We start from the raw sequence: 14,660 nt of genomic DNA on the forward strand, positions 1-14,660 counted from the left end.
CCGGACGCGGCGAGGGCCGCCGTACCGGGATGGGTACGGCGGCCCTCGCCACTGCGCTGAGCCGGCCCCTGCGGGTCCCGGCCTGCTTTCCGGCTATCCGGAATTGCCCCAGATCGATCCTGTTCCACCTGGGTTGCCGTTGGCTCCCTGGGCCCCGCCGTTGTCACTGCCGTCGGTCGTCCCGGTGGTGTCGCCCCCACCGTCGGCTCCGCCGTTGTCGGCCCCGCCGTCGGCTCCGCCGTTCTGGCCTCCACCGTCGGCTCCGGCGTTCGCCCCGCCGTCGGCCTCCTGGCAGTTCGGGTCGAAGATGCCGCAGGTACCGCTCGGCGTCGGACTCGGCGACGGAGTGGTCTGCGACGGGGACGGGGTCGGAGACGTCTCCTCGGAGGGCGTCGCCGAAGGCGTGGGGCTGGGTGTGGGGCTGGGGCTGACCGCGCCACCACCCCACACGACATCGCCCAGGTCCCGCGGCTCCGGGAAGGCGATGGCCTTCTTGCCCTTCATCGCCCCGGTCATGTAGTCGTGCCAGATGGAGGCCGGGAACGAGTTTCCGTGGATCTTCTCCTCGCCACCGGTGCCGAACATCTTCTCGAACTCGCGCTTGGTGTTCGTCTCGTCGTCGTCGAGCCGGAACATGCTGATGGCGGTCGAGACCTGAGGGGTGTACCCGACGAACCAGGCGGACCGGTTGCCGTCCGTCGTACCGGTCTTGCCCGCGGCCTCACGGCCCTCCAGCCGGGCGGGCTTGCCCGTCCCGTTCTCCACGACGTTCTTCAGCACGTCCGTGACGTTGTCGGCGATGACCGGGCTGAAGGCGCGCTTGGGCTTCTTCTTGTGCTGGAAGACGACCACGCCCTCCTGCTTCACCTCGGTCACCGAGTACGTGTCGTTCTGCTGGCCGCTCGTGGCGAAGGTGGCGTAGGAGCCCGCCATGCGGATGGCGCTGGGCGAAGAGGTGCCGATGGAGAACGAGGGAACGGTCGCGTCCGCCATGAAATCGTCGTTCTTCAGACCGGAGGCGACGGCGACGTCCCTGACCTTGTCCGTCCCCACGTCCATGCCGAGCTGCACGAACGGCGAGTTGGCCGACTGCTCCATGGCCTTCCGCAGCTCGATCTCGCCGTAGTCGTAGTTGCCGTCGTTGGTCTGACGCCACTCCTCGTCGTTCTCGTTCAGCCAGATCTTGCCCGTGTAGTCCCTGATCCGCAGGCCGTCGTCACCGTTGTAGATGCTCTCCGGCGAGACCTGCGTGCGCTCGGAGTTGCTCTGCTCCTTGCCGAGGGACGGGTCGCGCACGCCGTACTGCATGGCCGCGGCCAGCACGAACGGCTTGAACGTCGAACCGACCTGGGCGCCGGTGGCGTCGGCGTTGTTCGTGAAGTGCGTGGTGGCGTTCTGGCCGCCGTACGTGGCGATGATGGCGCCGGTCTTCGCATCCACGGACGCCCCGCCGAACTCGACGTGCGTGTCCGTCTTGGGACGATCCTTGGGCCGGATCTTGGCCTTGTAGACCTTGTCCACCGCTGCTTGGAGCTCCTCCACCCTCTTCTTCTGGAAAGTGGTGTGGATCTCGAAACCGCCCAGTTCGAGCTGCTTGGCGTCGATGTTGCGGTCGTTGTTGGCCAGGAAGTACTTCTTGGCGAGCTCCACGAGATAGCCGGTCTGGCCGCCCAGCTTGGCGTCCTTCATCGGCGGCCGCGGCATGGGGAACTTCTTGTACTTGGCGCGCTCCTGCGCCGTCATCCGCTTGTCCTTGACCTGCTCGTCAAGGATCCACTCCCAACGCGCCTTGGCCCGCGCGGTGTTCTTCTCTTTGGTCGCGTTGGCCTTGTCGATGTCGGGAGCGCCGGCGGGGTCGTAGTAGCTCGCGCCCTTGAGCAGGGTGGCCAGGAAGGCGCACTCGCTCGCGTCCAGTTTGCTGGCGTCCTTGTTGTAGTAGGTGCGAGCCGCAGCCTGCAGCCCCGAGGCCCCACGTCCGTAGTACGAGACGTTGAGGTAGCCCGCCATCACGTCTTCCTTCTCCTCCTCACCGGCGACCTTGAGCGTGATGAAGAGTTCCTGGAACTTCCGCTTGATCGTCTGGTCCTGGGTGAGCATGGAGTTCTTCACGTACTGCTGGGTGATGGTCGAGCCGCCCTGGGTCTCACCGCCCGTGGCCATGTTGAACAGCGCACGGCCGATGCCCATCGGGTCGATGCCGCTGTCCGACTCGAAGCTCTTGTTCTCCGCCGAGATCACGGCGTTGCGCATCTCCACCGGGATCTGCTCGTACTTCAGGATCTGGCGGTTCACCGCACCACCGGTCGCGACCATCTGGCTGCCGTCGGCCCAGTAGTAGACGTTGTTCTGGGCCTCGGCCGTCTCATTGACCTTGGGCGTGCTCACCAAGGCGTAGGAGATGCCCCCCACGCCCATCAGCAGCCCGAGGAACCCCAGACAGAGCCCCGACACCAGCTTCCACGAGGGCAGCCAGCGGCGGACCCCGTATCTGCCGTAGCGCGGATAGTCGATAAAGCGCTTCTTGCCGGGGCCGCCGCGGCCGTTCCCACGGCCTCCCGGCCCCTCGGAACCGCCGCCACCGCGCCGTCGGCCGCCACCACCACCGCCGCCGCCCGCGCCGTGGTCCCCGGCGTCGGCGCCACGGCGCCGGCCTCCACGCTGGGCCGCACGGCGGGCCTCGGCGCGACTGCCGTACTGACGCTCCTCGCCGTACGACTCGGACGACGATTCGGAAGGTGATGCCGAAGTGGCTCTGCGTGACGGGACTGCTCGGCGTCCGGTCGACTGCTGGGCGGCTCGTCTGGCCGCGGCACGCCCGCCACCTTGTGGCTGAGGCGTTTTGCGACGGTGCTCGCTCATGGAACGACTACTCCTCGGGCAGGCGAGAGCGCCTGGAAGCGGCAGTTGAGATCCGGTCCCCCCGAATTACGGACAAGCCACTGCGGAAGGCTCATCCGCAGTACATCCGGCAGTCCGCGATGACTGACGCACGAACGCGCCTCGCGGTTCCCGGTGGTCTGCATGCCGCACAGACTACGCACGGTCAAAACCCTCCTAGGGCCGAACTTCACCCCAAACGACGCAAGTCGAACCCTGGGAATTGCTGATGTGACGCCGTTCACGAAGGTCACCCTTGTCGAACAGGACGGACCGATCTATCGTGCTGATGTATCGAGTCGATACATCAGCTCGGCATAAGTACGCCGGAGGATCCGGTGGACCGTGCCGACGGAAGCAGCGGGAGAAGGAGGAGGCAGCAGTGAGCCGACGCTCCGGCATCCTCGAGTTCGCCGTTCTCGGCCTGCTCCGCGAATCGCCGATGCACGGCTATGAGCTGCGCAAACGCCTCAACACTTCGCTGGGGATCTTCCGTGCGTTCAGCTACGGAACGCTCTACCCCTGCCTCAAGACGCTGGTCGCCAGCGGCTGGTTGATCGAGGAGCCCGCCGGTGTCCCGGCGGACACCGCTCCGGTCACCGGACGCGCGGCCACCTCTTCCTCCTCACTGACGGGACGCCGGGCAAAGATCGTCTACCGGCTGACCGCAGAAGGTAAGGAGCACTTCGAGGAGCTGCTGTCGCACACCGGTCCGGACGCCTGGGAGGACGAGCACTTCGCAGCACGCTTCGCCTTCTTCGGCCAGACCGAACGCGATGTGCGGATGCGTGTGCTCGAAGGCCGGCGCAGCCGGCTGGAGGAGCGCCTGGAGAAGATGAGCGCCTCTCTCGCCCGCACCCGTGAACGACTCGACGACTACACACTTGAGCTGCAGCGGCACGGCATGGAATCCGTGGAGCGCGAAGTGCGCTGGCTGAACGAGCTCATCGAGAGCGAGCGGTCGGGACGGGATCAGCGACGATCCTCGCCCGAGGGCTCTGCTCAGCAGGACACACCTGGAGAGACGGGCGGCCTGCCCCGGCACCGGGACAACACCCCGCCGGATCCGTCCGACGACACCGCCAAGTGAAGTCATCGCACTCCGCGACGACTTCATCGGAAACACCGATTACACAGGGAGCAACCGGAATGGGTTCGGTTCGCGTAGCCATCGTAGGCGTGGGCAACTGCGCCGCCTCGCTGGTGCAGGGCGTCGAGTACTACAAGGACGCCGATCCGGCCGGCAAGGTGCCCGGCCTGATGCACGTCCAGTTCGGCGAGTACCACGTCAGCGACGTCGAGTTCGTCGCCGCCTTCGACGTCGACGCGAAGAAGGTCGGCCTCGACCTCGCGGACGCCATCGGCGCCAGCGAGAACAACACCATCAAGATCGCGGACGTGCCGAACACGGGCGTGACCGTCCAGCGCGGCCACACCCACGACGGTCTCGGCAAGTACTACCGCGAGACGATCGAGGAGTCCGCGGACGCCCCCGTCGACATCGTCCAGACCCTCAAGGACAAGCAGGTCGACGTTCTCGTCTGCTACCTGCCCGTCGGCTCCGAGGTCGCTGCGAAGTTCTACGCGCAGTGCGCCATCGACGCCAAGGTCGCGTTCGTCAACGCTCTCCCGGTCTTCATCGCCGGCACCAAGGAGTGGGCGGACAAGTTCACCGAGGCCGGTGTCCCGATCGTCGGCGACGACATCAAGTCCCAGGTGGGCGCCACCATCACGCACCGCGTGATGGCGAAGCTCTTCGAGGACCGCGGTGTCGTTCTCGACCGCACGATGCAGCTGAACGTCGGCGGCAACATGGACTTCAAGAACATGCTCGAGCGCGAGCGCCTGGAGTCCAAGAAGATCTCCAAGACGCAGGCCGTCACCTCGCAGATCCGCGACCGTGAGCTCGGCGCGGACAACGTCCACATCGGCCCCTCGGACTACGTGGCCTGGCTGGACGACCGCAAGTGGGCGTACGTGCGCCTCGAGGGCCGTGCGTTCGGCGACGTCCCGCTGAACCTGGAGTACAAGCTCGAGGTGTGGGACTCCCCGAACTCGGCCGGTGTCATCATCGACGCCGTCCGTGCGGCGAAGATCGCCAAGGACCGCGGCATCGGTGGCCCGATCCTCTCGGCTTCGAGCTACTTCATGAAGAGCCCGCCGGTGCAGTACTTCGACGACGAGGCGCGCGAGAACGTCGAGAAGTTCATCAACGGCGACACCGAGAGCTGAACCGGCCTTCTCGGCTGACAGCCTCACCTGAGCTCTGAGCCAAGACGCTCACCGCTTCCTGCCGCATGTCGGGGGTCCCCGGGCAATCCGCCCGTGGACCCCCGACCTGTGTGACGCTTGCTCACATGTCTGTCGCGCGTGATCTGCGCACCCTGCTGGGTCTACGGAACTTCCGCCGCCTGCTCACCGTGCGGCTCCTGTCCCAGTCCGCCGACGGCGTCTATCAGGTCGCCCTCGCCGCATACGTCGTCTTCTCCCCGGAGAAGCAGACGTCGGCGGCCGCCATCGCCTCCGCGATGGCCGTGCTCCTCCTCCCCTACTCCCTCATCGGGCCCTTCGCGGGCGTGTTGCTGGACCGCTGGCCCCGACGCCAGGTCTTCCTCTACGGAAACCTCCTGCGGGCCGCCCTGGCCTGCTGCACGGCTCTGCTGATCCTCGCCTCGGTCCCCGACTGGCTCTTCTACGCCTCGGCCCTCTGCGTCACCGCCGTCAACCGATTCGTGCTGGCCGGCCTGTCCGCCGCTCTGCCCCGGGTGGTCGACGCCGATCGCCTCGTCGTCGCCAACGCCCTCTCCCCGACCGCCGGCACCCTGGCGGCGACCGCGGGAGGCGGTCTCGCCTTCGCCGTCCGGCTGGTGGCCGACGAGTCCGACGCGGCGGTCGTGCTGCTGGGGTCGATGCTCTACCTGCTGTCCGCGCTGGCGTCCCTGAGCCTGCCCCGCACTCTGTTGGGACCGGACACCGATGGGAGCCCCCTGCGCCTGCGGGCCGCTCTGGCCGTCACCGCACGCGGGCTCGTCGCCGGGCTGCGTCATCTGGCACAGCGGAGGCACGCGGCCAGGGCACTGGCCGCCATGACCGTGATCCGCTTCTGTTACGGGGCACTCACCGTGATGGTGCTCATGCTGTGCCGCTACGCCTGGTCGGACACCGAGTCCGACGGGCTGGCCCTGCTCGGTCTGGCGGTCGCGGTGTCCGGTGCGGGATTCTTCGTCGCCGCCCTCCTCACCCCGTGGGCGGTGGGGCAGCTCGGCCGGTATGGATGGATCGTGGGCTGCGCCGGGGTGGCGGCGGTCCTGGTGCCCGCCCTGGGACTCTCCTTCACGCTCGTCCCGATGCTGATCGCCGCGTTCGTGCTCGGCGTCGTGACACAGGGGGCGAAGATCGCGACCGACACGGTCGTGCAGACCTCGGTCGACGACTCCTTCCGCGGCCGGGTCTTCTCGCTCTACGACGTGCTCTTCAACGTCGCGTTCGTGAGCGCCGCAGGGGTGGCGGCCCTGATGCTCCCGCCGGACGGCAGATCGGTCACGGTCGTGGCAGTCGTGTCCGCGCTGTACGCGGCGGTCGCGGTGACGATGTTCCGCTGGCGGCGCGCCGGCTCCCAGCAGTAGCGGGTCACGGATCTACCGAGGGGCGTTGTTTCACGTGAAACAACGCCCCTCGGCACATCGGGCGGGCGATGTTTCACGTGAAACGTCGCCCGCCGGGCTCAGCCCTGCTGCGCCCACCACGTCTTGAGCGCCGCCACCGCGGCGTCCCGCTCCATGGGCCCGTGTTCCAGGCGCTGCTCCAGCAGGAACCCGTACGCCTTGCCGATCACCGGCCCCGGGCCGACCTCGAGGACCCGCATGATCTCATTGCCGTCGAGATCGGGGCGGATCGAGTCGAGCTCTTCCTGCTCCTGCAGCAGGGCGATGCGCTCCTCCAGCCCGTCGTAGGTGCGAGAAAGCGCGTTCGCCTTGCGCTTGTTCCGCGTGGTGCAGTCCGACCGGGTCAGCTTGTGGAGGCGCTCCAGCAGCGGCCCGGCGTCGCGCACGTACCGGCGCACCGCGGAGTCGGTCCATTCGCCGTCGCCGTACCCGTGGAAGCGCAGATGCAGCTCCACCAGTTTCGACACGTCCTTGACCAGCTCGTTGGAGTACTTGAGCTCCGTCATGCGCTTCTTCGTCATCTTCGCGCCCACCACCTCGTGGTGATGGAAGGAGACCCTGCCGTCCTTCTCGAAGCGTCGGGTTCTCGGCTTGCCGATGTCATGGAGCAGCGCGGCCAGACGCAGTACGAGGTCGGGACCGTTCTCCTCCAGACCGATCGCCTGCTCCAGGACGGTCAGCGAGTGCTCGTAGACGTCCTTGTGACGGTGATGCTCGTCACTCTCCAGGCGCAGCGCGGGCAGCTCGGGCAGCACGTGATCGGCGAGCCCCGTGTCGACCAGAAGTCCCAGACCCTTGCGCGGATGCTGGGACAGCAGCAGCTTGTTGAGTTCGTCGCGAACCCGCTCGGCGGAGACGATGTCGATCCGCGCGGCCATCTCCGTCATGGCGGTGACCACGTCGGGGGCGACCTCGAAGTCGAGCTGCGCGGCGAAACGGGCCGCACGCAGCATGCGCAGCGGGTCGTCGGAGAAGGACGCCTCAGGCGTGCCCGGGGTGCGCAGCACCCGCTCGGCGAGATCCTTCAGGCCTCCGTAGGGATCGACGAACTCCTTCTGCGGCAGGGCCACGGCCATCGCGTTGACCGTGAAGTCGCGTCGCACGAGGTCGTCCTCGATGGAGTCGCCGTAGGAGACCTCCGGCTTGCGCGAGGTCCGGTCGTACGCCTCCGACCGGTAGGTCGTGACCTCGATCTGATAGCCGTCCTTCTGGGAGCCGACGGTGCCGAAGGCGATCCCGACCTCCCACACCGAGTCCGCCCACGGGCGGATGATCTTCAGCACGTCCTCGGGCCGGGCATCGGTGGTGAAGTCCAGGTCGTTCCCGAGCCTGCCCAGCAGTGCGTCCCGGACCGATCCGCCGACCAGCGCGAGACCGAATCCGGCCTCCTGGAATCGACGGGCGAGGTCGTCGGCGACGGGGGACACCCGCAGCAGCTCACTCACCGCGCGGTGCTGCACCTGGCTCAGTGCACTGGCGTTCTCTTCGTTGGCGTTCGGCACAACAGAAAAGGGTACGTGCACGGACCGGCCGCGGCGTCATCGTTTACAGGGACCCTGCGCCATCCCCGCGATCATGTGCGATGGACCCCAGCACTTCGGCCCGCCGCACCTCGTTACCATGCGTGGACGCAGGACCGACAACGATCGACAGCATCTGACGACGACGAGGGACGGGTAGACGCGTGGCCGAGGCGGCAGACTTCCAGGGGACGTATCCCTCTCCTGCCCGCCGGTGGCTGCGGCGCACAGCCTCAGCGGTGCTCGGAGCGCCGCTGCTGGCCGGTCTCCTGGCCGTTCCGACCGCCGGTGCCGCCCCGGCCGCCGAGCCCTCCAAAGCCCCCACGGGCTCCCGTACGGTCGATGTGTCCCTGAACACGCTCTCCCCGACCGTTCCCGCGGAGGACGACACCCTGGTCGTCTCCGGAACGCTCACCAACAAGGGCAAGGAGACGATCAGCAGCGCCGAGGTCGATCTGCGGGTCGGCCCCCGGCTCTCCGGCCGGGGCGAAGTCGACGATGCCGCCAAGCGCTCCGGATACGTCCCGGGCGCCGACCCGGTCACCGTCGGGGACAAGTACACGGTGAAGTTCCCCAAGCTCAGCAGAGGGATCAGCCAGGACTTCACGCTCACCGTGCCCGTCGACAAGCTGGGCCTGAACGACCCGGGCGTCTACCAGCTCGGCGTCTCGGTCTCCGGCCGGACGACGACCGCCCCTTACGAGCAGGTGCTGGGCATCGAGCGCTCGTTCCTGCCCTGGCAGCCCGAAGCGAGCGACAGCAGGACGAAGCTGACCTTCCTCTGGCCGCTGATCGCGTCTCCCCACGTCACGGCGGAGACCCGCTCGGACGAACAGCAGACACCCGTGTTCACCGACGACGATCTGGCCAAGGAGCTGGCCCCCGGCGGCCGTCTGGAGCAGCTGGTGTCCCTGGGCAGTCGGCTCCCCGTCACCTGGGTCGTCGACCCGGACCTCCTGGCGAGCGTCGCGGCGATGGCCGGGAGGTACGAGGTCAAGTCGGGTGACACGACCGTCCCCGGCAAGAACCAGGCCGTCGCCAAGCAGTGGCTCACCGCTCTGGAGAAGGTGGTGGAGGACGGCAAGGTGATCGCGCTGCCGTTCGCCGACCCCGACCTGGCCTCCATCGCGCACCGTGGCAAGACCGTCTCCGGAACGCTCAGCCATCTGCAGAACGCCTCCACGGTGGCCGCCACCACGGTGGAGACGATCCTCCACGTGAAACCGTCCACCGACTTCGCCTGGCCCGTGAACGGCGCGGTGGACCCCTCCATCGTCGACGTGGCGACCTCGGCGGGCGCCCACAACGTCATCGCCCGCAGCGACAGCTTCCGGGAGACGACGGAGCTTCCCTACACGCCGACCGCGGCGCGGCCGATCGGTGGGGGAACCACCGCGGTCGTCGCGGACGCGCGGCTCTCGACCCTGTTCAACGGCGACATGTCGAGGGCGGGCGCCTCCACCCTCGCGGTCCAGAAGTTCCTCGCCCAGACCCTCGCGCTGACCGAACAGGCGCCGGACAACGAGCGGAGCATCGTCGTGGCTCCGCCGCGGATGCCCACCGCCGCCCAGGCACAGACGATGGCCCGCGCCCTGGAAGGCCTGGCGGACAACCGCTGGACGCAGCCCCTCGACCTCGTCGCCGCCGCCGAGGTGAAGCCGGACCCGGGGGCCACCTCCAGGGTCCCCCGGGCCTCCGCCTACCCGAAGAAGCTCCGCGCCCAGGAACTGCCCACACAGGCCTTCCAGGACATCCGGACCACCCAGGGCTCGCTCGACAGCTTCGAGACGATCCTGACGCAGCCCGAGCGGGTGGTGACGCCCTTCGGCAACGCCGTCAACCGCTCGATGTCGACGTCCTGGCGCGGAAAGTCCCTGGAGGCGCAGCAGTACCGGGACGCGGTCCGCGACTACCTGCGGAGCCTCACCACCGAGGTGCAGCTCATCGAGAAGTCCGACGTCACCCTCTCCGGGCGCAGCGCGACGATCCCGGTCACCGTGCAGAACAAGCTGGTGCAGGGCGTCGACCGGCTGGTTCTCCGGCTGACCTCGGACAACATCCGGCTCAAGTTCAACGACGACGGCACCAGGGCCGAACTGCCGGTCAGCATCGCGGGCGGGCACAGCCAGTCGGTGAAGTTCGACACGGCGACCAGCGCCAACGGGCGGGCCCAGGTGACCGCCCGGCTGTTCACCGAGGACGGCACCCCGTACGGCGACGAGATGACCTTCACCGTGAAGGTCTCCGAGGTGACGCCCACCGTGCTGCTCGTGATCGCCGGCGGACTGCTGCTGCTGGTCCTGGCAGGCGTCAGGATGTACACCCACCGCAAGCGCGCCGCGGCAAGCGACACGGCGGACGGCAACGGCAACGGACCCGAGCAGCCGAGTGACCCGACTCCGGACACCGGTCCGGAAAGCGGGGCCCCGTCGGGAACGGGTGAGAAAGTGGACCGTTGAGCGATGTCTGTCGTGGCCGGTCGGCCGGGGACGATGAGGTAGGGGTTTCGATGAACGCGCCGTACGACGGTGACCGTGGGCAGGGCGCGGGCGGAGCAGCGTCTCCGGGCGGGCCTCCGGTTCCTCCGGGCGCGGGCCAGGACGGCTCCGTGCCGCCGGACCCGTACCTCCAGCACGCCTACGAGGACGACCCCTACCGGGCGCAGGACCTGGCCGCCCAGGACCCGGTGGACGAGGCGCTCTACGACCGCGCCGCGCACCCGCCACCGCCGCCCGGCACCTACCAGGAGCCCCAGCCGCTCTACCAGCAGCCGCCCGCCGCTCCGTACGCCCCGGACCCGCGCATCTGGGCCCAGACCCCGCCCCCCGAGCCGGCGGGGCCCTCCCGGCACCTGCCGTACGGGGACCGCCCGGCGACCACCCAGTTCGTCGGCGTCGACGACCTCGTCACCCGGGCGTCGGACGACCGGCAGGAGCCGGACGCCTTCGCCCACCTCTTCCGGGACCAGGAAGGATCGGGGAAGCCTCCGGTACCGCCACAGCCCGAACCGGCTCCCGCGCCGGCGACCGCCAAGGGCGGCGGCAAGGTCTCCGGACTCCTCAAGTCCAGCGCGGTCATGGCGGCCGGCACGCTCGTCTCCCGGCTCACCGGCTTCGTCCGGTCCCTGGTGATCACCGCCGCACTCGGCGCCGCACTGCTCGGCGACAGCTTCACCATCGCGTACACCCTGCCGACGATGATCTACATCCTCACCGTCGGCGGCGGCCTGAACTCGGTCTTCGTCCCTCAGCTCGTGCGCGCCATGAAGGACGACGAAGACGGCGGCGAGGCCTTCGCCAACCGGCTCCTGACCCTGGTGATGGTCGCGCTCGGCCTGATCGTCGCCGCCGCGGTCCTGGTCGCACCGGTGCTGATCCAGCTGATGTCCAGCACGATCGCCGACGACGTGGCCGCCAACAGCGTGGCCGTCACCTTCGCCCGGTACTGCCTGCCCACCATCTTCTTCATGGGTGTGCACGTGGTGATGGGTCAGATCCTCAACGCCCGCGGCAAGTTCGGCGCGATGATGTGGACCCCGGTCCTCAACAACATCGTCATGATCATCACGTTCGGGCTGTTCATCTGGGTCTACGGAACCTCCGCCGAATCGCGGATGGGCGTCGACACCATCCCGCCGGAGGGCATCCGGCTGCTCGGCATCGGCACCCTGCTCGGCCTCGTCGTCCAGTCCCTGGCGATGATTCCCTACCTGCGCGAGACGGGCTTCCGCTTCCGCCCCCGGTTCGACTGGAAGGGCCACGGGCTCGGCAAGACCGTCAAGCTCGCCAAGTGGACCGTGCTGTTCGTCCTGGCCAACCAGGCGGGCGTCCTGGTCGTCACCCAGCTCGCCACCTCGGCGGGCAAGCTCGCCGGCAAGGACGGCACCGGGTTCCTGGCCTACTCCAACGCCCAGCTGATCTGGGGCATGCCGCAGGCCATCATCACCGTCTCGGTCATGGCCGCGCTGCTGCCCCGCATCTCCCGGGCCGCCCACGACAACGACCCCGGTGCGGTCCGCGACGACATCTCGCAGGGGCTGCGCAACTCGGCCGTCGCGATCGTGCCCGTGGCCTTCACCTTCCTCGCGCTGGGCCTGCCGATGTGCACCCTGCTGTACGCCTCCAGCGGCGCCGAGGCCGCCCGCTCCATGGGCTTCATCCTCATGGCCTTCGCGCTGGGCCTGATTCCGTACTCCGTGCAGTACGTGGTGCTCCGCGGGTTCTACGCCTACGAGGACACCCGCACCCCCTTCTACAACACCGTCATCGTGGCCGCCGTGAATGCCGCGGCCTCCGCGCTCTGTTACGTCATCCTGCCCGCCCGCTGGGCGGTCGTCGGCATGGCCTTCGCCTACGGACTCGCCTACGCGGTCGGAGTCGGCGTCGCCTGGCGCCGGCTGCGCAACCGGCTGGGCGGCGACCTGGACGGCGCGCACATCGTGCGGACCTACGCCCGCCTCTGCATGGCCGCGGTGCCCGCCGCCCTGGTCGGCGGCGCCGTCGGCTTCGGGATCCTGGAGTTTGTCGGCAGCGGCGCTCTCGGCTCACTGGCCGCGCTGACCTGCGGTGGTGTGCTCCTCCTGGGCATCTTCTTCGTCGCGGCGAAGAAGATGCGCATCGAAGAGGTCAACGGCCTGGTCGGCATGGTCCGTGGACGGCTCGGACGCTGAATGAGCGCCCGACCGCACAACCATCGCCGCACTCCGCGTGTCGTGCATAGCGCCATAGTGTGGGCACAATTGGCGTGACTGTGCAGAGCTGGCTGGCATCGCGCAACGGATGGGGAGGCAGGAACGACGGTGGCGGAACGTAGCACGGCTGCCGTCGACGTGGCCGACAACGGCGGCGACGAGCCGCTGACCGCCAAGGCGGACGAGGCCACGACCGACGGGACGGCGCAAGCCGAGGACAGCAAGGGCGCGAGCCCCAAGGACACCGAGAGCGCGGACGGTGGTCGGGGGCGCTCCGAGGCTGTTCCGGCCTCACCCGATCTGCACAGCGGTCACAAACTCGCCGGGCGCTACCGCCTGGAGGAGTGCGTCACCCGTTTGGACGGCTTCAGCAGTTGGCGCGCGGTCGACGAGAAGCTCCGCCGGGCGGTGGGCGTCCACCTGCTGCCCGCGAACCATCCGCGGGCCCGCTCGGTACTGGCCGCCGCCCGCTCCTCGGCCCTGCTCGGCGACCCTCGCTTCGTCCAGGTCCTGGACGCCGTCGAGGAGAACGACCTCGTCTACGTGGTCCACGAATGGCTGCCGGACGCCACCGAGCTCACCGCTCTGCTGGCCACCGGGCCGATGGAGGCCCACGACGCCTACCAGCTCGTCAGCCAGGTCTCCCAGGCGATGGCCGCCGCCCACCGCGAAGGTCTGGCCCACTTGCGGCTCACCCCCGGCGCGGTCCTGCGCAGCTCCACCGGGCAGTACCGCATCCGGGGCCTCGCCGTGAACGCCGCCCTGCGCGGTATCACCGCCGAGCGTCCCCTCCGTACGGACACCGAGGCCATCGGCGCCCTCCTGTACGCCGCACTGACCCACCGCTGGCCGTACGGGGACGACGCCCACGGGCTCGCCGGCCTGCCCAAGGGGCTGGGGCTCATCGCCCCGGACCAGGTCCGCGCCGGCGTCCACCGCGGCCTCTCCGAGCTCGCCATGCGGGCGCTCGCCAACGACGGGGCCACCGCCTCCCGGCAGGAACCGCCCTGCACCACCCCGGACGAGCTGGCGAGGGCCGTCGCGGCCATGCCGCGCATCCTCCCGCCGGAGCCCACGTACACGGCGCCGCCGGCGTACCAGCGCACGACCTATCAGCAGGGCACGTACGGGCGCCCGTCCTCCCACCCGTCCGCCGTCACCCAGCCCGTGATGCCGGCCCCTCCGGCCCCCTTGCAGAGCCGTGCGGGCCGCATGCTCAAGTGGACCGTCTCGGCGCTCCTCATCGCCGCACTGGGACTCGGCAGCTGGCAGCTCGCGGAGGCGTTGCTCGACCGGACCAAGGGCTCCGACGACAGCGGCATCACCGAGCCGAACGAGGACGACAAGAACAAGGACGACAAGCCCGCGCCCTCCGCCGAACCTCTGGACATCGCGGGGGCCACGGAGTTCATGCCCGACGGATCCGGGATAAAGCAGCGGGACGTGGCGAACTCCATCGACGGCAGCCCGGCGACGTCCTGGGTCACCCCGCGGTACGAGAGCTTCGCCAACTTCGGCAACCTCCCCCAGCGCAAGCAGGGCAGCGGAATCATCGTCGACCTGGGCAAGGTGCGGGACGTCTCCGGCATCGACGTGTCCATGTACCGGAGCGGGCAGACGACGACCGTGCTCGCCGCGGATCCGGACGCCTCGTCCCCGTCCACGACCGCCGACTTCGGCCAGTCGATCGTCAAGCGCACGGTCGCGGGATCGACGCTCGAGGAGAAGCTCGACAAGCCCGTCCGCACCCGCTACGTCCTGATCCACATCACGGAACTCCCGTCGGACGGAACGGGCGGCTACCGGGGCGGCATCACCGACATCTCCGTCCTCGGCTGATCCACGGGCCCGATACTGTGGGGCGGACCATCCGCCCCACCGAGCGCCTGCGACGACAAGGGTTGCGGC

General features: G+C 68.9%; 8 protein-coding genes. 6 read left to right on the forward strand and 2 right to left on the reverse strand.

Features of this window, described 5'->3' with window-relative positions; translation table 11 throughout:
• Nucleotides 1-93 precede the first annotated feature (93 nt).
• Nucleotides 94-2,859 (reverse strand): transglycosylase domain-containing protein, encoded by a 2,766-nt coding sequence (locus ACH4UK_RS18200; protein ID WP_398357402.1) that lies wholly within the window; start codon nt 2,857-2,859, stop codon nt 94-96.
• Between the two features lie 400 nt (nt 2,860-3,259).
• On the opposite strand from ACH4UK_RS18200, the gene ACH4UK_RS18205 reads away from it, so the two are divergent.
• From ACH4UK_RS18205 to ACH4UK_RS18215, 3 genes are all read left to right on the forward strand, one after another.
• Nucleotides 3,260-3,967, forward strand: coding sequence for a PadR family transcriptional regulator (locus ACH4UK_RS18205; protein WP_398357404.1), 708 nt, complete (start codon nt 3,260-3,262; stop codon nt 3,965-3,967).
• 59 nt (nt 3,968-4,026) lie between these two features.
• Nucleotides 4,027-5,109 carry an inositol-3-phosphate synthase gene (locus tag ACH4UK_RS18210; RefSeq protein WP_398357405.1) on the forward strand — a complete coding sequence of 361 codons (1,083 nt, stop codon included), beginning with the start codon at nt 4,027-4,029 and terminating at the stop codon, nt 5,107-5,109.
• Nucleotides 5,110-5,234: 125 nt separating this feature from the next.
• Entirely contained in the window at nt 5,235-6,503 is a 1,269-nt protein-coding gene (locus tag ACH4UK_RS18215) for an MFS transporter (protein ID WP_398357406.1), read from the forward strand.
• 98 nt (nt 6,504-6,601) lie between these two features.
• Here the strand turns inward: ACH4UK_RS18215 and ACH4UK_RS18220 are convergent, their stop codons facing one another.
• Nucleotides 6,602-8,044: a CCA tRNA nucleotidyltransferase gene (locus ACH4UK_RS18220; protein WP_398357408.1), complete on the reverse strand. Its 1,443-nt coding sequence runs from the start codon at nt 8,042-8,044 to the stop codon at nt 6,602-6,604.
• Between the two features lie 182 nt (nt 8,045-8,226).
• On the opposite strand from ACH4UK_RS18220, the gene ACH4UK_RS18225 reads away from it, so the two are divergent.
• From ACH4UK_RS18225 to ACH4UK_RS18235, 3 genes are all read left to right on the forward strand, one after another.
• Nucleotides 8,227-10,521: a DUF6049 family protein gene (locus ACH4UK_RS18225; protein ID WP_398357410.1), complete on the forward strand. Its 2,295-nt coding sequence runs from the start codon at nt 8,227-8,229 to the stop codon at nt 10,519-10,521.
• Between the two features lie 50 nt (nt 10,522-10,571).
• Complete coding sequence (murJ, locus tag ACH4UK_RS18230) at nt 10,572-12,731, forward strand: murein biosynthesis integral membrane protein MurJ (RefSeq protein ID WP_398357412.1); 2,160 nt, start codon at nt 10,572-10,574, stop codon at nt 12,729-12,731.
• A gap of 129 nt (nt 12,732-12,860) precedes the next feature.
• Nucleotides 12,861-14,591 carry a serine/threonine protein kinase gene (locus ACH4UK_RS18235; RefSeq protein ID WP_398357414.1) on the forward strand — a complete coding sequence of 577 codons (1,731 nt, stop codon included), beginning with the start codon at nt 12,861-12,863 and terminating at the stop codon, nt 14,589-14,591.
• Nucleotides 14,592-14,660: the final 69 nt, after the last annotated feature.

The sequence above is a fragment of the Streptomyces sp. NPDC020884 genome, assembly GCF_044333935.1.
In the GTDB taxonomy this organism is placed as follows: domain Bacteria; phylum Actinomycetota; class Actinomycetes; order Streptomycetales; family Streptomycetaceae; genus Streptomyces.

Bases quoted from the DNA above. Each gene is read 5' to 3' on its own strand.
- ACH4UK_RS18215 (WP_398357406.1), top strand. From the start codon at position 5,235: ATGTCTGTCGCGCGTGATCTGCGCACCCTGCTGGGTCTACGGAACTTC.
- murJ (WP_398357412.1), top strand. From the start codon at position 10,572: ATGAACGCGCCGTACGACGGTGACCGTGGGCAGGGCGCGGGCGGAGCA.
- ACH4UK_RS18210 (WP_398357405.1), top strand. From the start codon at position 4,027: ATGGGTTCGGTTCGCGTAGCCATCGTAGGCGTGGGCAACTGCGCCGCC.
- ACH4UK_RS18200 (WP_398357402.1), bottom strand. From the start codon at position 2,859: ATGAGCGAGCACCGTCGCAAAACGCCTCAGCCACAAGGTGGCGGGCGT.